Below are 22,658 nucleotides of genomic sequence, written 5' to 3'. Positions count from 1 at the left end.
GCCGGATGCGGGCCGCCGCCGTGTGCCGCGCCCGGCCGCGTCCCGCCTTGCCCTGCACGGCCCGGGCCCCGGCCCGGATGGCGTGCGCAGCACAACGCCCGGGCCAGGGAGGTCGTACCTCCCGGACCGGGCGTCGCTGTCAGCCGCTCACTCGCTCAGCCGCCGCTCAGCCGTTCTGCTCCCCGGGTGACGACGGGCGGCGCAGCAGGCTTGCTGTGCGGGTTGCCCAGCGTGCCTTGAAGGCCGTCCAGCGTTCGGAGAGGTCCCACACCACACGGATGGCCGAGCGGGGGGCGACGAGCGCACGCAGCCGGGTGGTCCGGCTCGACGAGGACCGCAGGGCCACCCTCAGTCGGCGTACATCGTCGGCCAGTCCGGCCTCGGGTCGCGGCTGCGGCGCGTAGAGCACGCGCTCCACGGCCCCGGCCACCCGATGGACCGACTCGGCCGGTCCCGGTTCGAGCTGCCCGATCCGCACGATCCGTGCGGCCGCCTTGCGCGGGGTCAGCGCGTCGTCCGGCACGATGCCGTAGTCCCACGCCGTGTCGGTGAGCTCGCGCCAGACGGCCAACGTGTGCGTCGCGGCCACCTCGGAGGCGCGGAGCGAGGTGTCCTCCCCGGCCGGGGAGGACACCTCGATGTCGTCCGTGAAGCCCTCTGCCGCACCGCGGGCTGTGCGTCCCGTGCGCGAGAGCCGCTCAGCGGCGGGCGCGTGCTGGGAGGAGGCCAGCCGCAGCGACCGACTGCGCAGCCGCCACAGCATCGGCACCAACGGCAGTGCGAGCACGGCCGCACCCGCCAGCGTCCACCAAAGGATCTTGTACCAGGGCGGACCGTCGTCGCCCGACCCCGCCTTGTTCTGCGGCAGCACCCCGCTGCACGCCTCCAGCTTCTTCTGCTCGGCCGAGCAGCTCTCACTGGCGGACGGCGCGGCGGACGGCGCCGTGGAGGCAGACGTCGACGGCTTCGGCACGTCGGGCAGGTCGCTCCCGGAGGAGTCCGGCTGGGTGTAGGACGGCACCGAGCCGCGGTTGGGGGTCGGCTCGAAACGGGTCCAGCCGATGCCCTCGAAGTACAGCTCCGGCCAGGCGTGCGCGTCGCGCAGACCGACCGACATCGAGCCGTCGCCCTGCGGGGAACCCGGCGTGAAGCCCACCGCGACCCGGGCGGGTATCCCCAGCGTCCGCGCCATCGCGGCCATCGCGAAGGAGAAGTGGACGCAGAAGCCCTCCTTGTCCTTCAGGAACTTCGCGATCGCCGCGGAACCGCTGCCGGCCTGCACCTGGGTGTCGTAGGTGAAGCCGCCGGTCACGGCGAAGTAGTCCTGGAGCTTGACGGCCTGCTCGTAGTGGTTCTGCGCGCCCTCGGTGACCTGGCGGGCGGTCCTGCCCACCACCGGCGGCAACGACGACGGCACATTCGTGTAGTCGCGCTTCATGTCGTCCGACGGCTCCGGAGCGTTCGCGAGCTGCTCCGCGGTCGGTTGCACGATCAGGCTCGTGACCTCGTACTGCGCGCCCCGGGTGTTCTGCCCGTGGTCTCCCACGAGGGTGCGGCCCACCGGCTCGTAGCGCCAGTTGCCCTTGATGTTCACCTTGCTCGCCGGGTACGGCATCGGCAGCCAGTCCTGCGCGTACCAGTCCGCCGCCGCGATCCTGGTCCGGATCTCGGTCCGCCGGACGTCGCCGCCGAGGCCGGTCGGCGTCGGGAACGTGTCCGGCACATCGATGATGTGCCGCTGGGCGGGCTTCCAGGCCGTCCCGTCGAAGTCGTCCAGGGAGACGATCCGCAGATACAGGTCCTGGGTGTCGTCCGTGTTGGTGCGGTACGACATGACCTGGCGGTCCTCGTTCACGTTCAGGCTGTCGCGGAGCGAGACCAGCGGGTTCACCGCGGAGATCGTGCCGCCACCGCCCGTGCCGGAGCCGACGCCCCTCCCGGCGCCGTCCAGCAGGCCGCCGTCGAGCGCCGGCAGGCCGAGCGGCACCACCAGGGCGATGCCCAGCGCGACCGCGCCGATGCGCCGCCCGGTGCGGACGGGCGCGAGGGCCCCGGTGGAGGACTCCGGGCCCGCGGTGCGTGCCGCACCGCCGAACACGCGGCCCCACTGCGAGAGCCGGTCGCGGCCCTCGGCGAGGAGCAGCATCAGATAGCCGGCGGCCGCGAGCAGGAACCACAGCCATGCGGCGCCGCCACCGGACAGTCCCGCGGCGACCGAGTACAGCGCGAGCAGCGGCAGCCCGGCCGGGGCGGCGCTGCGGAACGTCACCGCGAGGGCGTCCACCGCGAGCCCGATGACCAGCACGCCGCCGACCATCATCAGCCGGATGCCCTCGGACAGCGGCGCCGGAATGGCGAACCGTCCGACGTCGTCGGTGCCCGCCTGGAGCAGCATGCCGAGGCGGTGGAACGCCTCGGGCCCGGGTACGATCCCGGCGATGGCCTGCTGACGGGCGAAGACCAGCGTCAGCAGCATCAGTGTCACCAGCGCCTGCACCGCCACGGTCAGCGGCCGGGCCAGCGGAACCCGCCGGGTCAGCGCACCCACACCGGTCTGCACGGCGAGCAGAAACGCCGCCTGGAGGATCCAGGTCGCCGGGTCCACCAGCGGCAGCAGGGCGCAGGCGGCCATCAGTGTGGCGGCCGCGGCGCACAGCGCCAGTCGCGCACGCCCGCTCATGAGCCACCACCCCTCGCCGTGCTCCCCGTCGAGGCGACGCCCGAGCGCTGCCGGTCGGCCTGCTGCCACAGGTCGGCGAGCCCGCTCCCGCGTGGCACCTTCAGAGCGGTCCAGCCCGCCTCGCGCAGCATGCGCAGTCGATCCTCGCTCCTGTCCAACGGGTCGGGAACCTCGCTCGGTTCCCGCACCCAGGCGTCACTGTTCAGCAGGAAGGCGACGGCTCCGCCGCTGCGCTGGCGCATCTTGGCGAGCACCGTCGCCTGCTCCTCGTCCAGATCGCCGAGGAAGGCGATCAACAGCCCTTCGTTGCCGCTGCGCAGCACGTCGTAGGCCCGGGAGAGCCCGGTGCCGTCGGAGTGGTCGATGACCGCCAGGGTGTCCATCATCAGTCCGGCCGCGTCCGCCGACTCCTGGCTCGCGCCCGTGAACCCGTCGGCGCCCTCGCCGGGCACCGAACTGCCGGTGTCCGTCAGCAGCCGTACGGAGAAGCCCCGTTCCAGCATGTGCACCAGCGTGGACGCCGTGCCCGACACCGCCCACTCGAAAGCGGAGTCCGGGCCCGCGCCCTGGTAGGCGAGGCCGCGCGTGTCCAGCAGCACCGTGCAGCGGGACCGCTGCGGCTGCTCCTCGCGGCGGACCATCAGCTCGCCGTAGCGCGCGGTCAACCGCCAGTGCACGCGGCGCAGATCGTCGCCGTGCCGGTACCCGCGCGGGATCACGTCGTCCTCGCCGGCCAGTGCCAGCGAGCGCTGCCGCCCGTCGCCGTACCCCTTGGCCTCGCCGGTCAGCCGGACCGGCGGCAGCGCCTCCACGCGCGGAATGACGGTCAGGGTGTCGTACGTCGAGAAGGAGCGGGTCAGTTCGCACATCCCGAAGGGGTCGGTCAGGCGCAGTTGCAGCGGGCCCAGCGGGTAGCGGCCGCGCAGGTCCGAGCGCACGCGGTAGGACACCTCGCGGCGGCCGCCCGCCTCCACCCGGTCCAGTACGAACCGGGGGCGCGGACCGAGCACGTACGGCACCCGGTCCTGGAGCATCAGCAGTCCGGTGTGCAGCCGGGAGACGTTGTCCATCCGCAGATGGACACGCGCCTCGCTGCCGGCGGGCACGCGGCCGGGGGAGAGGCGGCGGCTGCCCGCCACCCGGTAGCGCGTGCGGTAGAGCACGGTCGCGCAGACCAGCGGCAGGACGGCCAGCAACAGGCCGACCCGGAGCAGATCGCTCTGCCCCAGGACGTACGCGCAGACGGCCGCCGCCACTCCGGCTGCCAGGAAGGAGCGCCCGCGGGTGGTGAGACCGGCGAGGGCCGTGCGCAGCCCGCCCTTGTCCTCCTCGGCGGTGTGCCCGGTCCCCGCTTGCGTCATCACAGCCTCCGTGGCGGCTGCTGGCCGTAGGTGGGAGAGCCCACCGGGAAGCCGGACTGCTGCTGGGGTGCGGCCGGCACGGCGGTGCGCTGCAGGATCTCCTGGACGACCTGCTCCGCCGTACGACGGTTCAACTGGGCCTGGGCCGTGGGCAGCAGGCGGTGGGCCAGCACCGCCACGGCGAGCGCCTGCACGTCGTCCGGCAGTGCGTAGTCCCGGCCGCTGAGGGCGGCCGAGGCCTTCGCCGCGCGCAGCAGATGGAGAGTGGCGCGCGGCGAGGCGCCGAGTCTGAGATCCGGGTGGCTGCGGGTGGCGGCGACCAGGTCGACCGCGTACCGCCGTACCGTGTCCGCGACGTGGACCGTGCGGACCGCGTCGATGAGTTTCAGGATCTCGTGCGCGTGGGCCACCGGCTGGAGGTCGTCCAGCGGGGACGCCCCGCCGTGGATGTCGAGCATCTGCAGCTCGGCCTCCGCGCTGGGATAGCCGATGGAGACGCGGGCCATGAAGCGGTCGCGCTGCGCCTCGGGCAGCGGGTAGGTGCCCTCCATCTCGACCGGGTTCTGCGTGGCCACCACCATGAAGGGGCTCGGCAGTTCGTAGGTCTGCCCGTCGATGGTGACCTGGCGCTCCTCCATGGACTCAAGGAGCGCCGACTGCGTCTTCGGTGAGGCGCGGTTGATCTCGTCGCCGATCACGATCTGCGCGAAGATCGCCCCCGGCTTGAACTCGAAGTCCCGGCGCTGCTGGTCCCAGATGGACACACCCGTGATGTCCGAGGGCAGCAGGTCGGGCGTGAACTGAATGCGCCGCACCGAGCAGTCGATGGACCGCGCCAGCGCCTTGGCCAGCATGGTCTTGCCGACGCCCGGGACATCCTCGATCAGAAGATGGCCCTCGGCGAGCAGTACGGTCAGCGAAAGCCGTACGACCTCGGGCTTGCCTTCGATCACTCCTTCCACCGAACTGCGGACACGCTCCACAGTGGCGGTCAGATCTGTAAGGCTCGCTCGATCGTCATAGGTCGTCACCCGGCCCTCCTCGGCCCTTTCCCGGGCCGACGCCCCATGCGGACCGGCCCACCCCGAAACACGGACACCACGCGCGAAAAGTTCCGCGTGACGCCACACCCGCATTCTTGTTGCCGTTACCGGTTCGTGTCACTCGCCTGTGGATAACTGGCTGCGATATGTCAGGTCTTGCGACCTTTTGGGCGCCGGATGTCCGGGGGGTTTTCGTGAGGTGAGGGTCCCATGAGGGCTCGGAGGGGTGGTGAGGGGGCCCCTGCCAGGGCTGTCAGGCCGGGTCTATCTCGCGCAGCAGGCCCGAGTGCACGTCGAAGACGAAGCCGCGGACGTCGTCCTTGTGCAGCAGGAACGGCGAGGTGCGCACCCGCTGCATGGACTGCCGTACGTCCTGCTCGACGTCCCGGAAGGCCTCCACCGCCCAGGCGGGGCGCTGTCCGACCTCCATCTCCAGGTCGTGCCGGAAGTCCTCGGTGATGGCCTGCATGCCACAGCCGGTGTGGTGGATCAGGACGACGCTGCGGGTGCCGAGCGCGCGCTGGCTGATGGTCAGGGAGCGGATCACATCGTCGGTGACCACCCCGCCCGCGTTGCGGATCGTGTGACAGTCGCCCAGTTCGAGGCCGAGAGCGGCGTGCAGGTCGAGCCTCGCGTCCATGCACGCGACCACCGCGACGTGCAGGACGGGACGGGCGTCCATCCCCGGGTCGGTGAACGCGGCGGCGTACCGCTCGTTCGCATCGACGAGGCGGTCCGTCACGGTGCCGTCGGTCGGTATGGCGTCTGCGGGCTCTGTGGGAACGGATGCAGAAGTCGTCATACCGATAACGGTACTGGTCACGGATGGAGTAGTCCTGGTGTGAGAGCGGACAAAGAACATCATCAAGCCTTGTTGTGAGGTAACCCACAAGGGTGTCGCGGGTGCGCCCGTACGGGTTGTTTCGCCCTGTTCGCGGCTTCGTCGGTGTTTCACCGAGGACCGCCCGCGACGCGCATGCCGGTTGATTGACCGCGAGACACCGTGGACTAAAGTGACGCGAAGCGGGAGGCGAGGCCCTCCCTGCTGGACTGTTGTTCCCCGGAGGCCCGGCGATTTTCCGGCGTCTCCCCGCGTGCGCGGCGCGTACGTACGGCTCGGCCTCCTCCCGCTCCGGTCGGCTGACGCCACTCACCCGGCGCCGGCGGGCCTCCCCTTCACGAGCGGGCGGGGACCCGGCGGTACGTGGGCCGTGCCGGACCTGAGAGGGCCCCTTGAGCCAGAGTCGACATGTTCCGGTGATGCTCCAGCGGTGCCTGGACATGCTGGCGCCCGCGCTGGAGCGCCCGGGAGCCGTGGTCGTCGACTGCACCCTCGGCCTCGGCGGCCACAGTGAGGCGCTGCTCGCCCGGTTCCCCGAGGCCCGCCTCGTCGCCCTCGACCGGGACAAGGAGGCGCTGCGCCTCTCCGGCGAGCGGCTCGCCCCCTACGGCGACCGCGCCACGCTCGTCCACGCGGTCTACGACGAACTCCCCGACGTACTCGACCGCCTGGGCATCCCGCGCGTCGAGGGCATCCTGTTCGACCTCGGCGTCTCCTCCATGCAACTCGACGAGGCCGACCGCGGGTTCGCCTACGCGCAGGACGCCCCGCTCGACATGCGCATGGACCAGACGACCGGCATCAGCGCGGCCGAGGTGCTCAACACCTACCCGCCGGGCGAACTGGTGCGGATCCTGCGGGCGTACGGCGAGGAGAAGCAGGCCAAGCGGATCGTCTCCGCCGTCGTGCGCGAGCGCGAGAAGGAGCCCTTCAGCAACAGCGCGCGGCTCGTCGAACTGATCCGCGACTCCTTGCCGCAGGCCGCCAAGCGCACCGGCGGCAACCCCGCCAAGCGCACCTTCCAGGCGCTGCGCATCGAGGTCAACGGCGAACTGAGCGTCCTGGAGGCGGCGGTCCCCGCGGCCGTGAAGGCGCTCGCCGTCGGCGGCCGGATCGCCGTGCTGTCGTACCACTCCCTGGAGGACCGGCTGGTCAAGCAGGTGTTCGCGGCAGGCGCCGCCAACACCGCGCCGCCCGGTCTGCCGGTCGTGCCCGAGCGCTACCAGCCCCGGCTCAAGCTGCTGACGCGCGGTGCCGAACTTCCCACAGAGGAAGAGGTCGCCGAGAACCGCCGGGCGGCTCCCGCGCGGCTGCGGGCGGCGCAGCGCATCCGCGAGGACGCCGAGTGACGCACGAGAAGGGGGCCGGGTGAGGCACACGAAGGGGAGCGCGAGTGCGTCGGAAATCCAAACTCGGTCGGAAGCCCGGACTCGCGGGGAGGGCGTGTGAGTAGCAGACCCGAACTGAGGGGCAGGGCCGCCCGTCTCGCCCGCCTGCTTCCCGCGGGCGCGGGTCAGGCCGCCCGCACCCCCTTCGTCCTGCTCGTCGTGCTGCTGCTCGGCGGCGGGCTCATCGGTCTCCTGGTGCTGAACTCCGCACTGAGCGAAGGCGCGTTCCGCCTGGACGACCTCCAGAAGAACACCAAGAGCCTCACCGACGAGGAGCAGCAGCTCCAGCGGGACGTGGACGCCTACTCCGCGCCCGACGCCCTCCAGCGCCGCGCCCGCGAGCTGGGCATGATCCCGGGCGGCGACCCGGCCTTCCTCGACCCGGACGGCACCGTCAAGGGCGTGCCCGGAGCGGCCGCCCGGCAGACCTCGGTCCGTATCCCGCTCGTGCGCCCGCCCGAGGCCATCGCCACCGCACCGACCGCGACGCCCACCCCGACCCCGACCCCGACCCCGACGCCTACGCCGACCGCGACACCGACGACGTCGAGCCCGGTGGACAGCGGCTTCGTCCCGCAGGCCACCACCGCCCCGCCCACGCAGCCCTCCCCGACCCCCGGCAGGTGACGGAAGTGTCCGACAGGGAACCGCCGCGCCGCCGTGTGCCCGGCCCCGCCAGGCCCGTACGTCCCGGGAGCCAGCGGCGCCCGGGCCCCGGTGCCCGCCCCGCCCGACCCGTACGCCGCCCCGCCCCGCCCCGCCAGGCCGGCCCGACCGTCCTGCGGCTGGGCAGCCCCCGGCCGCGGCTGCGCATGGTCGGCCTCGCGCTCGCCCTGGTGATGGTCGCCTTCGTCGTACGGCTGCTCCAGGTGCAGGCCGTGGACGCGAGCACCTATGCCGCCAAGGCCCAGCAGAACCGGTACGTCGGCCGCACCCTGGCCGCCGAGCGCGGCGGCATCACGGACCGCGACGGCGTCGAACTCGCGACCAGCGTGGACGCGTACGACATCACGGCCGACCCCACGATGTTCACGGCCAAGGCCACCAAGACGTCGGACGCCCCCGAGCAGGCCGCGGCGCTGCTCGCCCCGATCCTCGGCCAGGACGCGGACACGGTCGCCAGGAAGCTCCGGACGAAGCACACGCAGTACGTCCGGCTCGCCCGGCGCCTGACCCCGCAGGTCTGGAACCAGATCAAGGACCTGAAGAGCGCGCTCACCGCGAAGGCGGGCACGGACAAGACCACCGTCAACGTCCTCGCGGGCGTCTTCTCCGAGCCCACCACCAAGCGCGTGTACCCCAACAGCGACCTCGCCGCCGGGATACTGGGCTGGGTCAACGCCGACGGCAAGGGCGGCGGCGGGGTCGAGCAGCAGCTGGAGAAGGTGCTCTCCGGCAAGGACGGCAAGATCCGCTACGCCCAGTCCGGCGGCCGCCAGGTGCCGACCGCGGGCTCCACCGAGACACCCGCCGTGGCCGGCTCCGACGTCGAGCTGACCATCGACCGCGACATCCAGTGGGCCGCACAGAACGCCATCACCGACCAGGTGAAGAAGTCCAAGGCGGACCGCGGGTACGTGATAGTGCAGGACACCCGGACAGGCCAGATCCTCGCCATGGCCAACTCGCCCGGCTTCGACCCGAACGACCTCTCCCAGGCCAACTCGGCCGCCATGGGCAACGCCGCCCTCCAGGACGCCTTCGAGCCCGGCTCCACCGCCAAGGTCATGTCGATGGCCGCCGTACTGGAGGAGAACGTCGCCACGCCCGCCACGCACGTGGTCGTGCCCAACCGGCTGCACCGCGGCGACCGCCTCTTCCAGGACGACATCGACCACAAGACCTGGAACCTGACGCTCAACGGCGTCCTCGCCAAGTCCAGCAACATCGGCACCATCCTGGCGGCCGGCCAGCTCGGCAAGACGCAGCGGCAGGCGAACCAGGTCCTCTACTCCTACCTGCGCAAGTTCGGCATCGGCAGCGCCACCGGGCTCGGCTTCCCGGGCGAGACCTCGGGCATCCTCGCGCCCCCCGGCAAGTGGTCCACCTCGCAGCAGTACACGATTCCTTTCGGCCAGGGCGTGTCGATCAACGCGATGCAGGCGGCGTCCGTCTACTCGACCATCGCCAACGGCGGCGTACGGATCGAGCCCACCCTCGTGCGCGGCACGAAGGGGCCCGACGGACGCTTCACCCCGGCCGCGAAGCCCAAGAAGACAAGGGTCGTGAGCGAGAAGACGGCGAAGAACCTCGCCCAGATGCTGGAGTCCGTGGTGGACGACGAGGAGGGCACCGGCGCCAAGGCGCGCATCCCCGGCTACCGGGTCGCGGGCAAGACGGGTACGGCCAACCGCGTGGATCCGGCCACCGGCAAGTACCACGGCTACACCTCGTCGTTCGCCGGATTCGCGCCCGCGGACAAGCCGCGGATCACCGTCTACTGCGCGATCCAGAACGCCACCAAGGGCAACTACTTCGGCGGCCAGATCTGCGGCCCGATCTACAAGCAGGTCATGGAGTTCGCCCTGAAGACCCTCCAGGTGCCGCCCACCGGCGCGCAGCCCGCCAGACTGCCCGTCGACTTCACGCCCTGATCCAACCGCCGCCCCACGGCCCGATCGGCACCGCCCGGAAATGCCCTTACCACCCGGAACACCGACCAGGAACCAGCCCGTGACAACGATCACTCCCGACTCCGGGAACCATGGCTCGCCCAGCCCCTCGCTTCGCTCCGGCGGGGGTGCGCCCGGTACGCTCACCGCCGTGCCACACCCTGATCAGTCCCAAACCACCCAGAAGGGCGTTCCTGTGACATATCCGGGGTCGCCTCGACCGGTTCACGTCTCCGCCACACCCCTCGCGGAACTCGCCGATCAGCTGGAGGTCGCCGAACCGGGGAGCGCCGCCGGAGTCACGGGCATCACCCACGACTCCCGCGCCGTACGCCCCGGCGACGTGTACGCCGCCCTGCCCGGCGCCCGTCTGCACGGGGCCGACTTCGTGACGCAGGCCGCCGGCCTCGGCGCCGTCGCCGTGCTGACCGACCCGACCGGCGCCGAGCGCGCCGCCGCCACCGGTCTGCCCGTCCTCGTGGTCGACGACCCGCGCGGGCGGATGGGCGAACTGGCGGCCACCATCTACGGCCACCCAGGGCGTGACCTCCTCCAGATCGGCATCACCGGCACATCCGGCAAGACCACGACGGCGTACCTCGTCGAAGGCGGTCTCAAGACGGCCCGCTCCACCGGTCTCATCGGCACGGTGGAGACGCGCATCGGCGACGAGCGCATCAAGTCCGAGCGCACCACCCCCGAAGCCACCGACCTCCAGGCCCTGTTCGCGGTCATGCGCGAGCGCGGGGTGGAGGCGGTCGCCATGGAGGTCTCCAGCCATGCGCTGGTCCTCGGCCGCGTCGACGGCTGCGTCTTCGACATCGCCGTCTTCAGCAACCTCAGCCCGGAGCACATGGAGTTCCACTCCGACATGGAGGACTACTTCCGGGCCAAGGCTCAGCTGTTCACACCGCAGCGCAGCAGACTCGGCGTCGTCAACGTCGACGACGAGTACGGGCGCAGGCTCAGCAAGGAGGCCGGCGTCCCCGTCGTCACCTTCTCCGCCGAGGGCCATCCGGACGCCGACTGGCGCGCCGAGGACGTCGAAGTCGGCCCCATGGACTCGACGTTCACCGCGATCGGCCCCAAGGGGCAGCGGATCACGGCCCGCTCGCCGCTCGCGGGCCCCTTCAACGTCGCCAACACGCTCGCCGCGCTCGTGGCCCTCGCGGAGGCCGGGCTCGACCCGCAGGCCGCCGCCGACGGCATCGCCGCCGTGCCGGGCGTGCCGGGCCGCCTGGAGCGCGTGGACGCCGGACAGCCCTACCTCGCGGTGGTCGACTACGCCCACAAGACGGACGCCGTCGAATCGGTCCTGCGCGCCCTGCGCAAGGTCACCGAGGGCCGGCTGCACGTCGTGCTGGGCTGCGGCGGCGACCGCGACACCACCAAGCGGAAGCCGATGGGCGCCGCCGTGGCGCGCCTCGCCGACACCGCCGTACTGACATCGGACAACCCCCGCTCCGAGGACCCCCTCGCGATCCTCGCCACGATGCTCGCGGGCGCCGCCGAGGTGCCGGCGCACGAGCGCGGCGAGGTCCAGGTCTTCGAGGACCGGGCCGCCGCCATCGCGGCCGCCGTCGCCCGCGCACAGCCCGGTGACACCGTGCTGGTCGCCGGCAAGGGCCACGAGCAGGGGCAGGACATCGCCGGGGTGGTGCGTCCCTTCGACGACCGCCAGGTGCTTCGCGAAGCTATCCAGAAGACCCAGGGATGAACTTGTGATCGCCCTCTCTCTCGCCGAGATCGCCTCAGTCGTCGGCGGGCAGACGTACGACATACCGGATCCGGCGCTGCAGGTCACCGGACCCGTCGTCAGGGACTCCCGTGAGGTGGAGTCCGGCAGCCTCTTCGTCGCCTTCGCCGGCGAGCGCGTGGACGGCCACGACTTCGCACAAGCAGTCGTCGACGCGGGGGCGGTCGCCGTGCTGGCGTCGCGCCCCGTCGGCGTGCCCGCGATCGTCGTGGACGACGTGCAGACGGCACTCGGCGCCCTCGCGCGCCATGTCGTCGAGCGGCTCGGCGCGACCCTCGTGGCCCTGACCGGCTCCGCGGGCAAGACCAGCACCAAGGACCTGATCGCCCAGGTGCTGCGCCGCAAGGCGCCCACTGTTTTCACGCCCGGCTCGCTCAACAACGAGATCGGACTGCCGCTCACCGCGCTCAGCGCCACCGAGGAGACGAAGTTCCTCGTGCTGGAGATGGGCGCCCGCGGAGTCGGCCACATCCGCTACCTCGCGGATCTGACGCCCCCGAGGATCGGCCTCGTCCTCAACGTCGGCACCGCGCACATCGGGGAGTTCGGCGGCCGCGAGCAGATCGCGCAAGCGAAGGGTGAACTCGTCGAGGCGCTGCCCCCGTCGGACGAGGGCGGCGTCGCGATCCTCAATGCCGACGATTCCCTCGTACGCGCCATGGCATCCCGTACGAAGGCGAAGGTGATCCTTTTCGGCGAGAGCGACGAAGCGGACGTACGCGCCGAGAACGTCGGACTCACGGACAGCGGACAGCCTTCCTTCAGGCTTCACACACCCTCCGGGTGCAGTGACGTGACCATGCGCCTGTACGGTGAGCACCACGTGTCGAACGCGCTCGCCGCGGCCGCCGTCGCCCATGAGCTGGGCATGTCCGCTGACGAGATCGCCGTCGCGCTCTCCGAGGCGGGATCCCTCTCCCGCTGGCGCATGGAGGTCACCGAGCGCCCGGACGGCGTGACAGTCGTCAACGACGCCTACAACGCGAACCCCGAGTCCATGCGAGCCGCCCTGCGCGCGCTCGCGGCGATGGGCAAGGGGCGGCGGACCTGGGCGGTGCTCGGCAAGATGGCCGAGCTCGGGGACGAGGCGCTCGCCGAGCACGACGCGGTCGGACGGCTCGCCGTCCGACTCAACGTCAGCAAGCTCGTCGCGGTCGGGGGCAGGGAAGCGTCCTGGCTGCAACTGGGCGCATATAACGAGGGTTCGTGGGGTGAGGAGTCGGTGCACGTGTCCGACGCACAGGCGGCTGTCGACCTGTTGCGCAGCGAGCTGCGCCCAGGGGACGTCGTTCTCGTGAAGGCGTCCCGGTCGGTCGGGCTCGAGAGCGTCGCACAGGCGCTGCTCGAAACCGGTGCCGAGGGTGAGGTTGCCGCCCGATGATGAAGCAGATCCTGTTCGCAGGAGTCATTGGCCTCTTCCTGACCCTGATCGGCACACCGCTGCTGATCAAGTTCCTGGCCCGCAAGGGCTACGGCCAGTACATCCGCGACGACGGCCCGCGCGAGCACCACGCCAAGCGCGGCACGCCGACCATGGGTGGTATCGCCTTCATCCTCGCGACGATCATCGCGTACTTCGCGTCCAAGGTGATCACGGGTTACGCGCCGACCTTCTCGGGTCTGCTGGTGCTCGGCCTGATGGCGGGCATGGGCCTGGTCGGCTTCCTCGACGACTACATCAAGATCGTCAAGCGGCGCTCGCTCGGTCTGCGGGCCAAGGCGAAGATGGCCGGCCAGCTGATCGTCGGCATCGGTTTCGCGGTGCTCTCGCTGCAGTTCGCGGACGCCCGCAACAACACCCCGGCCTCCACCAAGCTCTCCTTCGTGCAGGACTTCGGCTGGAGCATCGGCCCGGTGCTGTTCGTGATCTGGGCGCTGTTCATGATCCTCGCGATGTCGAACGGCGTGAACCTGACGGACGGTCTGGACGGCCTCGCCACCGGTGCCGCCACGATGGTCTTCGGCGCCTACACGTTCATCGGCGTCTGGCAGTTCCAGGAGTCCTGCGCCAACGCGCAGACCCTGACCAACCCCTCCGCCTGTTACGAGGTACGGGATCCACTCGACCTGGCGGTCGTCGCCTCCGCGCTGATGGGCGCCTGCTTCGGCTTCCTGTGGTGGAACACCTCGCCGGCCAAGATCTTCATGGGTGACACCGGTTCGCTGGCTCTGGGCGGCGCGCTCGCCGGTCTCGCGATCTGCTCGCGCACGGAGATTCTGGTCGCCCTGCTCGGCGGCCTCTTCGTCCTCATCACCATGTCGGTGGTCATCCAGGTCGGCTCCTTCAAGCTGACCGGGAAGCGCGTCTTCCGAATGGCCCCACTTCAGCACCACTTCGAACTGAAGGGGTGGTCCGAAGTCCTTGTCGTGGTCCGCTTCTGGATCATCCAGGGCATGTGCGTGATCGTCGGACTCGGTCTCTTCTACGCAGGATGGGCAGCCGACAAGTGACCAACTGGCAGGGCAAGCACGTCACCGTCGCAGGACTCGGCGTCTCCGGCATCCCGGCGGCCAGGGTCCTGCACGGCCTCGGCGCGCTCGTCACGGTCGTCAACGACGGCGACGACGAGCGCTCCCGGACGCAGGCCGCCGAACTGGAGGCGCTCGGCGTCACCGTGCGCCTCGGTGACGGAGCGACCCTGCCGGAAGGCACCGAGCTCATCGTGACCGCGCCCGGCTGGCAGCCGGACAAGCCGCTTTTCGCCGCGGCCGCCGCGGCGGACGTCCCCGTCTGGGGCGACGTGGAGCTGGCCTGGCGGCTGCGCGGCCAGGGCGGCAGAAAGCCGGCCCCCTGGCTCGCCGTCACCGGCACCAACGGCAAGACGACCACCGTGCAGATGCTCGCCTCGATCCTGAGGGCGGCCGGGCTGCGCACGGCGGCCGTCGGCAACATCGGCGTCTCGCTGCTCGACGCGGTGCTCGGCGAGGAGACGTACGACGTCCTCGCGGTGGAGCTGTCCAGCTACCAGCTGCACTGGGCGCCGTCCCTGCGCGCCCACTCCGCGGCCGTCCTCAACCTCGCCCCCGACCACCTCGACTGGCACGGCTCCATGGAGGCGTACGCCGCCGACAAGGGCCGCATCTACGAGGGCAATCAGGTCGCCTGCGTCTACAACGTGGCCGACAAGGCCACCGAGGAGCTGGTGCGCGGGGCGGACGTCGAGGAGGGCTGCCGGGCGATCGGCTTCACCCTCGCGGCGCCGGCACCCTCCCAACTCGGTGTCGTGGACGGCATCCTCGTCGACCGCGCCTTCGTCGAGAACCGGCGGAAGAACGCCCAGGAGCTCGCCGACGTCTCCGACGTCAACCCGCCCGCCCCGCACAACATCGCCAACGCCCTTGCGGCGGCGGCCCTCGCACGCGCCTTCGGGGTGCCTCCCCAGGCCGTACGGGACGGGCTGCGGGCCTTCCGGCCGGACGCGCACCGCATCGCGCACGTCGCGGACGTGGACGGTGTGGCGTACATCGACGACTCCAAGGCCACCAACACCCATGCGGCGGAAGCCTCGTTGGCGGCGTACGAGTCGATCGTGTGGATCGCGGGCGGGCTCGCCAAGGGCGCGACCTTCGACGAGCTGGTCGCCAAGTCGGCAAAGCGACTTCGAGGGGCCGTACTGATCGGCGCCGACCGTGCGCTGATCCGCGAAGCACTCGCGCGACACGCGCCCGAAGTACCGGTCGTCGACCTCGACCGGACCGACACTGGGGCGATGCTCGCGGCCGTTCAGGAGGCCGCACGGCTCTCCGAGCCGGGGGACACCGTTCTGCTGGCGCCGGCCTGTGCGTCCATGGACATGTTCACCAACTACAACAAGCGCGGTGACGCTTTCGCGGAGGCGGTTCGCGAACTCGGCGCCGCGAGCGCCTGACGGCGGATCCGGCCGGCCGGGCGCCCGGGACCCTTGGGAGCGACGCGTGACGCCATCGTGGTCGGTGCTTGTGCGGCGGCTTTCCGCCCGCGGTACGACGGGAGCCGTCGATGCCCGGTAGCCGTACGGGGCGTCCCCCCGTCCAGCGCGCCCCCGGCCGTCCTCCGGCCGCCCGCTCCCGGCGCGGCAACCCGCTGCTGCGGCTCTACACCCGTGCCCAGAAGGCCTGGGACCGGCCGCTGACGGCCTACTACCTGGTCCTCGGCAGCAGCCTGCTGATCACCGTGCTGGGCCTGGTGATGGTCTACTCCGCGTCGCAGATCACCGCGCTGCAGATGTCGCTGCCGGGGTCGTATTTCTTCCGCAAACAGTTCCTGGCGGCCGCGATCGGCGGCGCGCTGCTGCTGGCGGCCTCCCGGATGCCCGTACGGCTGCACCGGGCGCTGGCCTATCCGATGCTCGCCGGATCCGTCTTCCTGATGGTCCTGGTGCAGGTGCCGGGGATAGGGCGGGCGGTCAACGGCAACCAGAACTGGATCTCCGTCGGCGGCCCCTTCCAGCTCCAGCCCAGCGAGTTCGGCAAGCTCGCGCTGGTGCTGTGGGGCGCCGATCTGCTCGCCCGCAAACAGGACAAGAACCTGCTGGCGCAGTGGAAGCACATGCTGGTGCCGATCGTTCCGGTGACCTTCATGCTGCTCGGGCTCATCATGCTCGGCGGCGACATGGGCACCGCGATCATCCTGACCGCGATCCTGTTCGGCCTGCTGTGGCTGGCGGGCGCCCCCACCCGGCTGTTCGTCGGCGTGCTCTCCGTCGCCGCCACCCTCGGTGTGATCCTCATCAAGACCAGCCCCAACCGCATGGCCCGGTTCGCCTGCATCGGCGCCACCGAGCCCGGCACCGGGGCCAACTCCTGCTGGCAGGCCGTGCACGGCATCTACGCCCTCGCCTCCGGCGGGATCTTCGGCTCCGGGCTCGGCGCGAGTGTGGAGAAATGGGGCCAACTCCCCGAAGCGCACACCGACTTCATCTTCGCCGTCACCGGGGAGGAACTGGGCCTGGCGGGGACGCTGTCGGTGCTCGCCCTCTTCGCGGCCCTAGGCTATGCGGGTATCCGCGTGGCCGGACGCACGGAGGACCCCTTCGTGAGGTACGCCGCGGGAGGCGTGACCACGTGGATCACGGCCCAGGCCGTGATCAACATCGGCGCGGTACTCGGTCTGCTGCCGATCGCCGGAGTCCCGCTCCCGCTGTTCTCCTACGGGGGTTCGGCCCTGCTGCCGACCATGTTCGCCGTCGGGCTGCTGATCGCCTTCGCACGCGATGAGCCCGGGGCGCGGGCCGCGCTTGCCATGCGGCAACCCCGCTTTGGTAGAAAGCGTGCTGCGGTGAGAGGCTCCGCGGGGGCCGCGGGGCCTCGGAGATGGAACACGATGCGACGGCGTGCCGCGGCGCGCTCGTCCGGAGAGCGGTGAATTTCGGTGCATGTCGTACTCGCCGGTGGGGGGACCGCCGGCCACATCGAGCCCGCGCTCGCCCTCGCGGACGCCCTGCGCAGGCAGGACCCGAGCGTGGGGATCACGGCCCTGGGCACGGAGAAGGGGCTTGAGACCCGGCTCGTACCGGAGCGGGGCTACGAACTCGCGCTGATCCCCGCCGTACCGCTGCCACGCAAGCCCACCCCCGAGCTGATCACCGTCCCCGGGCGGCTGCGCGGCACGATCAAGGCCGCCGAGCAGATCCTGGAGCGCACCAAGGCGGACGCGGTCGTGGGCTTCGGCGGCTACGTGGCGCTGCCCGGCTACCTCGCGGCCAAGCGCCTCGGCGTGCCGATCATCATCCACGAGGCCAACGCACGGCCCGGCCTCGCCAACAAGATCGGCTCGCGCTACGCGGCCAAGGTCGCCGTCTCCACCCCGGACAGCAAGCTGCGCGACGCCCGCTACATCGGCATCCCGCTGCGCCGCACCATCGCCACCCTCGACCGGGCCGCCGTACGCCCCGAGGCCCGCGCCGCCTTCGGGCTCGACCCCGCGCTGCCGACCCTGCTGGTCTCCGGCGGTTCGCAGGGCGCCCGGCGTCTCAACGAGGTGGTCCAGCAGGTCGCCCCGCTGCTCCAGCAGGCCGGCATCCAGATCCTGCACGCGGTCGGCCCGAAGAACGAACTGCCGCACGTCCAGCAGATGCCGGGGATGCCCCCGTACATCCCGGTACCGTACGTGGACCGGATGGACCTCGCGTACGCCGCGGCCGACATGATGCTCTGCCGCGCGGGCGCGATGACCGTCGCCGAACTCTCCGCCGTCGGGCTCCCGGCCGCCTACGTCCCGCTGCCCATCGGCAACGGCGAACAGCGGTTGAACGCCCAGCCGGTGGTCAAGGCCGGCGGCGGACTGCTCGTCGACGACGCGGAACTGACGACCCAGTGGGTCATGAACAACGTCCTGCCCGTGCTCGCCGACCCGCACCGGCTGTACGAGATGTCCCGCGCCGCCAGCGAGTTCGGCCGCCGGGACGCCGACGACCTGCTCGTCGGCATGGTGTACGAGGCGATCGCCGCGCGGCACCGTTAGGGACGCACCAGGAGAGGCAGGGAGCGTGGCCGGACCGACGACCGCCGAGCGCGGCGAACGGCAGAAGCTGGAGTCCGGCCCGCCCCGGCCGCCCCGTCGCGGGTGGCCGCCCCGCCCACGTACGCTCATCGTTGTGCTCGTCGCGGTGGTGCTGCTCGGGGCGGGCGCCACCTGGCTGCTCTACGGCTCGAAGTGGCTGCGCGTGAAGCACGTATCCGTTTCCGGGGCACGGGTCCTGACGGCGCAGCAGGTGCGGGAAGCGGCCGACGTACCGGTCGGATCTCCGCTGATTTCCGTCGACACCGATGCCATTGAGCAACGGCTGCGCCGGAAATTGCCCCGAATTGACTCGGTTGATGTCGTCCGTTCCTGGCCGCATGGAATCGGGCTGAAAGTGACCGAACGCACTCCGGTTCTGGTGGTCGAAAAAGGCGCAAAGTTCGTCGAAGTGGACGCGAAAGGCGTGCGATTCGCCACGGTTTCGCAGGCCCCGAAGGGCGTACCCACTCTGGAATTGACCGTGTCCGGGTCGGCGGGCCTGCGCCGCTTCCCCGTCGGCCGTCTGGTGCGCGAGGCCGTGGGGGTGGCCGCCGACATTCCGGCCGCCGTCGCCCGCGACACCCGGGTCGTCAAGGTGCGTTCGTACGACGCCATCTCGCTGGAGTTGAGGGGCGGTCGTACCGTCGCGTGGGGGAGCGGCGAGAAGGGTGGACTGAAGGGCCGAACGCTCACGGCTCTGATGAAAGCCGCTCCCGGGGCCCGGCACTTCGACGTGAGTGTTCCCACCGCCCCTGCGTCATCCGGGAGTTGACGCACATCCGCGCAGGCCAGCACCCTGGTTGGGCAGTGCTACGCCTGATCACATAGGGTGAAAAGAAAAACGGGAGGTTCGGCGTGTTCGTTGAACGTGCGCCACTTGTCGACTTAGTGTCCTGTTCGGAAGAGTCCAAGGAACAGACACACTGGTAACCCTAAACTTCAGCGTTAGGGTTCGGGTCGGCGTTCGGACCGTCCCATTCGGCATCAGTCGTCGGATCGCGAGAGTGCGAGGCGACGACACGTAACTCGAGGCGAGAGGCCTTCGACGTGGCAGCACCGCAGAACTACCTCGCAGTCATCAAAGTCATCGGTGTCGGCGGCGGTGGTGTCAATGCCATCAACCGGATGATCGAGGTCGGTCTCAAGGGCGTCGAGTTCATCGCCATCAACACCGACGCGCAAGCTCTGTTGATGAGCGACGCCGACGTCAAGCTCGACGTCGGCCGCGAACTCACCCGCGGACTCGGCGCCGGAGCCAACCCGGCCGTCGGCCGCAAGGCCGCCGAGGACCACCGCGAGGAGATCGAGGAGGTCCTCAAGGGGGCCGACATGGTCTTCGTGACGGCCGGCGAAGGCGGCGGCACCGGCACCGGCGGCGCACCCGTCGTCGCCAACATCGCCCGTACGCTAGGCGCCCTGACGATCGGTGTGGTCACCCGGCCGTTCACCTTCGAGGGCCGCCGTCGCGCGAACCAGGCCGAGGACGGCATCGCGGAACTCCGCGAAGAGGTCGACACCCTCATCGTCATCCCCAACGACCGGCTGCTGTCCATCTCGGACCGCCAGGTCTCGGTCCTCGACGCGTTCAAGTCGGCGGACCAGGTCCTGCTCTCCGGTGTCCAGGGCATCACCGACCTCATCACCACGCCCGGCCTGATCAACCTGGACTTCGCCGACGTCAAGTCGGTCATGTCCGAGGCGGGTTCGGCCCTGATGGGCATCGGCTCGGCCCGCGGCGACGACCGCGCGGTGGCGGCCGCGGAGATGGCGATCTCCTCGCCGCTCCTCGAAGCCTCCATCGACGGCGCCCGCGGCGTCCTGCTCTCCATCTCCGGCGGCTCCGACCTCGGTCTGTTCGAGATCAACGAAGCCGCCCAGCTGGTGAGCGAGGCCGCGCACCCCGAGGCCAACATCATCTTCGGTGCGGTCATCGACGACGCCCTCGGCGACGAGGTGCGCGTCACCGTCATCGCCGCCGGCTTCGACGGCGGCCAGCCGCCGGCCAAGCGGGACACCGTCCTCGGCTCGTCCTCCGCGAAGCGCGAGGAACCGACCCCGGTACGGTCCTCCGACAGCCGTCCGTCCTTCGGCTCGCTCGGCAGCGTCACCCCGCGCGAGTCCGCACCCGAGCCCGCCGCGGAGCCGGTGAACGAACTGCCGGTCTCCCCGCCGGTCCCGCCGTCCCGGTCCTACTCGGACAGCGCGGCCGAAGAGCTGGACGTGCCGGACTTCCTGAAGTGATAGGACAGCGCTTCACGACGAACACAGCGGGCGGCGCCCACTTCGCCTTCACCGACCGGTGGGGCGGGGTGAGCGCCGTTCCGTACGAGGAGCTCAACCTCGGCGGAGCGGTCGGCGACGCCCCCGACTCCGTACGCACCAACCGTGAACTGGCCGCGAAGTCCCTGGGGCTCGACCCGCAGCGGGTGGTGTGGATGAACCAGGTGCACGGGCCGGAGGTGGCCGTGGTCGACGCACCCTGGGGAGCGTCACCGGTGCCCTCGGTCGACGCGGTCGTCACCGCGCGCCGGGGGCTCGCCCTCGCCGTGCTGACCGCGGACTGCACGCCGGTGCTGCTCGCCGACCCGGTCGCGGGGGTCGCGGCCGCCGCTCACGTGGGCCGGCCCGGCATGATCGCCGGGGTCGTCCCCGCCGCCGTCGAGGCGATGGTGGAGCTCGGCGCCGAACCGTCCCGGATCGTCGCCCGTACCGGACCCGCCGTCTGCGGCCGGTGCTACGAGGTGCCGGACGCGATGCGCGCCGAGGTCGCCGCGGTGGAACCGGCGGCGTACGCCGAGACGAGTTGGGGCACTCCCGCCGTCGACGTGAGCGCCGGAGTGCACGCGCAGCTGGAACGGCTGGGGGTGCACGACCGGGAGCAGTCGCCGGTGTGCACGCTCGAATCCGGTGACCACTTCTCGTACCGTCGCGACCGCACCACCGGGCGGCTCGCGGGGTATGTCTGGCTGGACTGATGGGGCATGACGGACCGTAAGGCTCAACTCGCCGAAAACCTGGCGAAAGTGGAAGAGCGCATCGCGGCGGCCTGTGCGGCCGCCGGTCGGGGGCGTGAAGAGGTGACCCTGATCGTGGTCACCAAGACCTACCCCGCGAGCGATGTGCGGATGCTGTCGGAACTCGGTGTGCGCCATGTCGCCGAGAACAAGGACCAGGATGCGGCGCCCAAGGCCGCGGAATGCTCGGATCTGCCGCTCTCGTGGCATTTTGTCGGTCAGTTGCAGACCAACAAGGTGCGTTCCGTGGTCGGTTACGCGGATCTCGTGCAGTCCGTCGACCGTTCCCGGCTCGTCACCGCTCTGTCCAAGGAGGCGGTGCGGGCCGAGCGCGAGGTGGGCTGCCTCATCCAGGTCGCGCTGGACACGGAGGACGACGGCCGGGGTGAGCGGGGAGGCGTGGGGGCCGGGGGAGTCGAGGAGTTGGGCGAGCTGGTCGCGGGGGCTCCGGGGCTCCGGCTCGACGGGCTGATGACCGTCGCGCCGCTTACCGGAGAGTACGCGGGGCGCCAACAGGCGGCGTTCGAGCGGCTGATGGATTTGTCGACTGTCCTGCGCCGCGCTCATCCGGCTGCGAACATGGTCTCGGCAGGGATGAGTGCGGACCTCGAACAGGCCGTGGCGGCCGGAGCGACACATGTGCGCGTCGGTACGGCGGTACTCGGAGTCCGACCCAGGCTCGGGTAACGTCGCCAAGAAGTCGGACCACAGCAGAAAATATGGTCATTACCGCTGATAGGCGGGCATAAACGACCTCGTGGATCGCAGGCACTTGGCAAGTCGTCAGCCGATCCACCACAGAGCGGAGGACTCAGAGCATGGCCGGCGCGATGCGCAAGATGGCGGTCTACCTCGGCCTCGTGGAGGACGATGGGTACGACGGCAGGGGATTCGACCCCGACGACGACTTCGAGCCCGAGCTCGACCCCGAACCCGAGCGCGACCACCGGCGGCACGAGCCGCCTCGCCAGTCGCACCAGGCACATCAGTCCCAACGGGACGAATCGGTACGAGTGGTGCAACCGCCGGTGCAACGTGACCCGGTCTCGCATTCCGCTTCGCTTCCCGCGGAATCCGGGCGTCCGGCGCGAATCGCCCCCGTGGCGTCCATCACACAAGAACGTCAGAGTCTCGAGAAGAACGCACCGGTGATCATGCCCAAGGTCGTGTCCGAACGAGAGCCGTACCGGATCACCACACTTCACCCTCGGACCTACAACGAGGCCCGTACCATCGGGGAACACTTCCGTGAGGGCACCCCCGTGATCATGAATCTCACGGAGATGGACGACACGGATGCGAAGCGACTTGTCGACTTTGCCGCCGGTCTCGTCTTCGGCCTGCACGGCAGCATCGAGCGGGTGACGCAGAAGGTGTTCCTGTTGTCGCCTGCTAACGTCGATGTCACGGCGGAGGACAAGGCTCGCATCGCAGAGGGCGGGTTCTTCAACCAGAGCTGAGACGCACGACCGGAAAAGCACG

The 22,658-nt window shown here is 70.7% G+C and carries 18 protein-coding genes; 14 read left to right on the top strand and 4 right to left on the bottom strand.

Annotated elements, in window-relative coordinates; translation table 11 throughout:
* Positions 1–166 precede the first annotated feature (166 nt).
* From ABZS97_RS16395 to ABZS97_RS16380, 4 genes are all read right to left on the bottom strand, one after another.
* On the bottom strand, positions 167–2,680 hold the full coding sequence (locus tag ABZS97_RS16395) for a DUF3488 and transglutaminase-like domain-containing protein (protein WP_356138170.1): 2,514 nt from the start codon (positions 2,678–2,680) through the stop codon (positions 167–169).
* Positions 2,677–4,041 carry a DUF58 domain-containing protein gene (locus tag ABZS97_RS16390; protein ID WP_356138167.1) on the bottom strand — a complete coding sequence of 455 codons (1,365 nt, stop codon included), beginning with the start codon at positions 4,039–4,041 and terminating at the stop codon, positions 2,677–2,679. The genes ABZS97_RS16395 and ABZS97_RS16390 overlap by 4 nt, the downstream gene beginning before the upstream one ends.
* Entirely contained in the window at positions 4,041–5,072 is a 1,032-nt protein-coding gene (locus tag ABZS97_RS16385) for a MoxR family ATPase (protein WP_356138165.1), read from the bottom strand. Before ABZS97_RS16385 ends, ABZS97_RS16390 begins: the two co-directional genes overlap by 1 nt.
* Before the next feature lie 265 nt (positions 5,073–5,337).
* Positions 5,338–5,886, bottom strand: a complete 549-nt coding sequence (locus ABZS97_RS16380) for a carbonic anhydrase (RefSeq protein WP_356138163.1) — start codon at positions 5,884–5,886, stop codon at positions 5,338–5,340.
* 431 nt (positions 5,887–6,317) lie between these two features.
* Between ABZS97_RS16380 and rsmH the strand changes: the two genes are divergently transcribed.
* The 14 genes from rsmH to sepF all read left to right on the top strand — a co-directional run bounded on the left by rsmH (position 6,318) and on the right by sepF (position 22,636).
* Positions 6,318–7,274, top strand: coding sequence for a 16S rRNA (cytosine(1402)-N(4))-methyltransferase RsmH (gene rsmH / locus ABZS97_RS16375; RefSeq protein ID WP_356138161.1), 957 nt, complete (start codon positions 6,318–6,320; stop codon positions 7,272–7,274).
* A 96-nt stretch (positions 7,275–7,370) separates the two neighbouring features.
* Complete coding sequence (locus ABZS97_RS16370) at positions 7,371–7,940, top strand: septum formation initiator family protein (RefSeq protein WP_356138159.1); 570 nt, start codon at positions 7,371–7,373, stop codon at positions 7,938–7,940.
* Positions 7,941–7,945: 5 nt separating this feature from the next.
* Positions 7,946–9,907, top strand: coding sequence for a penicillin-binding protein 2 (locus ABZS97_RS16365; RefSeq protein ID WP_356138157.1), 1,962 nt, complete (start codon positions 7,946–7,948; stop codon positions 9,905–9,907).
* A 214-nt stretch (positions 9,908–10,121) separates the two neighbouring features.
* Complete coding sequence (locus ABZS97_RS16360) at positions 10,122–11,642, top strand: UDP-N-acetylmuramoyl-L-alanyl-D-glutamate--2,6-diaminopimelate ligase (RefSeq protein ID WP_356138154.1); 1,521 nt, start codon at positions 10,122–10,124, stop codon at positions 11,640–11,642.
* A gap of 4 nt (positions 11,643–11,646) precedes the next feature.
* Entirely contained in the window at positions 11,647–13,062 is a 1,416-nt protein-coding gene (gene murF / locus ABZS97_RS16355) for a UDP-N-acetylmuramoyl-tripeptide--D-alanyl-D-alanine ligase (RefSeq protein WP_356138152.1), read from the top strand.
* Positions 13,059–14,132 (top strand): phospho-N-acetylmuramoyl-pentapeptide-transferase, encoded by a 1,074-nt coding sequence (gene mraY / locus ABZS97_RS16350; protein WP_356138150.1) that lies wholly within the window; start codon positions 13,059–13,061, stop codon positions 14,130–14,132. Before murF ends, mraY begins: the two co-directional genes overlap by 4 nt.
* Positions 14,114–15,550 carry a UDP-N-acetylmuramoyl-L-alanine--D-glutamate ligase gene (murD, locus tag ABZS97_RS16345; protein WP_356138148.1) on the top strand — a complete coding sequence of 479 codons (1,437 nt, stop codon included), beginning with the start codon at positions 14,114–14,116 and terminating at the stop codon, positions 15,548–15,550. Before mraY ends, murD begins: the two co-directional genes overlap by 19 nt.
* A 110-nt stretch (positions 15,551–15,660) precedes the next feature.
* Positions 15,661–17,025: a putative lipid II flippase FtsW gene (gene ftsW, locus ABZS97_RS16340; RefSeq protein WP_356138146.1), complete on the top strand. Its 1,365-nt coding sequence runs from the start codon at positions 15,661–15,663 to the stop codon at positions 17,023–17,025.
* Positions 17,026–17,031: 6 nt separating this feature from the next.
* Entirely contained in the window at positions 17,032–18,123 is a 1,092-nt protein-coding gene (murG, locus tag ABZS97_RS16335) for an undecaprenyldiphospho-muramoylpentapeptide beta-N-acetylglucosaminyltransferase (protein ID WP_356138144.1), read from the top strand.
* Positions 18,124–18,148: 25 nt separating this feature from the next.
* Entirely contained in the window at positions 18,149–18,934 is a 786-nt protein-coding gene (locus ABZS97_RS16330; protein WP_356138142.1) for an FtsQ-type POTRA domain-containing protein, read from the top strand.
* Between the two features lie 275 nt (positions 18,935–19,209).
* Positions 19,210–20,403 carry a cell division protein FtsZ gene (ftsZ, locus tag ABZS97_RS16325; protein WP_356138140.1) on the top strand — a complete coding sequence of 398 codons (1,194 nt, stop codon included), beginning with the start codon at positions 19,210–19,212 and terminating at the stop codon, positions 20,401–20,403.
* On the top strand, positions 20,400–21,137 hold the full coding sequence (gene pgeF / locus ABZS97_RS16320) for a peptidoglycan editing factor PgeF (RefSeq protein ID WP_356138138.1): 738 nt from the start codon (positions 20,400–20,402) through the stop codon (positions 21,135–21,137). The genes ftsZ and pgeF overlap by 4 nt, the downstream gene beginning before the upstream one ends.
* A gap of 6 nt (positions 21,138–21,143) precedes the next feature.
* Positions 21,144–21,863 carry a YggS family pyridoxal phosphate-dependent enzyme gene (locus ABZS97_RS16315; RefSeq protein WP_356138136.1) on the top strand — a complete coding sequence of 240 codons (720 nt, stop codon included), beginning with the start codon at positions 21,144–21,146 and terminating at the stop codon, positions 21,861–21,863.
* Between the two features lie 131 nt (positions 21,864–21,994).
* The gene (gene sepF / locus ABZS97_RS16310; protein ID WP_356138134.1) at positions 21,995–22,636 is read left to right on the top strand and encodes a cell division protein SepF; all 642 of its coding nucleotides are present in this window, start codon (positions 21,995–21,997) and stop codon (positions 22,634–22,636) included.
* Positions 22,637–22,658: the final 22 nt, after the last annotated feature.

Origin of the sequence: Streptomyces sp. NPDC005485 (genome assembly GCF_040606085.1) — a bacterium.
Classification (GTDB): Bacteria; Actinomycetota; Actinomycetes; order Streptomycetales; family Streptomycetaceae; genus Streptomyces.
This window is presented reverse-complemented; position numbering and strand designations above follow the sequence as displayed.

Bases quoted from the DNA above. Each gene is read 5' to 3' on its own strand.
- ABZS97_RS16395 (WP_356138170.1), bottom strand. From the start codon at position 2,680: ATGAGCGGGCGTGCGCGACTGGCGCTGTGCGCCGCGGCCGCCACACTG.
- ABZS97_RS16390 (WP_356138167.1), bottom strand. From the start codon at position 4,041: ATGACGCAAGCGGGGACCGGGCACACCGCCGAGGAGGACAAGGGCGGG.
- ABZS97_RS16380 (WP_356138163.1), bottom strand. From the start codon at position 5,886: ATGACGACTTCTGCATCCGTTCCCACAGAGCCCGCAGACGCCATACCG.
- mraY (WP_356138150.1), top strand. From the start codon at position 13,059: ATGATGAAGCAGATCCTGTTCGCAGGAGTCATTGGCCTCTTCCTGACC.
- murD (WP_356138148.1), top strand. From the start codon at position 14,114: ATGGGCAGCCGACAAGTGACCAACTGGCAGGGCAAGCACGTCACCGTC.
- ftsW (WP_356138146.1), top strand. From the start codon at position 15,661: ATGCCCGGTAGCCGTACGGGGCGTCCCCCCGTCCAGCGCGCCCCCGGC.
- ABZS97_RS16315 (WP_356138136.1), top strand. From the start codon at position 21,144: ATGACGGACCGTAAGGCTCAACTCGCCGAAAACCTGGCGAAAGTGGAA.
- sepF (WP_356138134.1), top strand. From the start codon at position 21,995: ATGGCCGGCGCGATGCGCAAGATGGCGGTCTACCTCGGCCTCGTGGAG.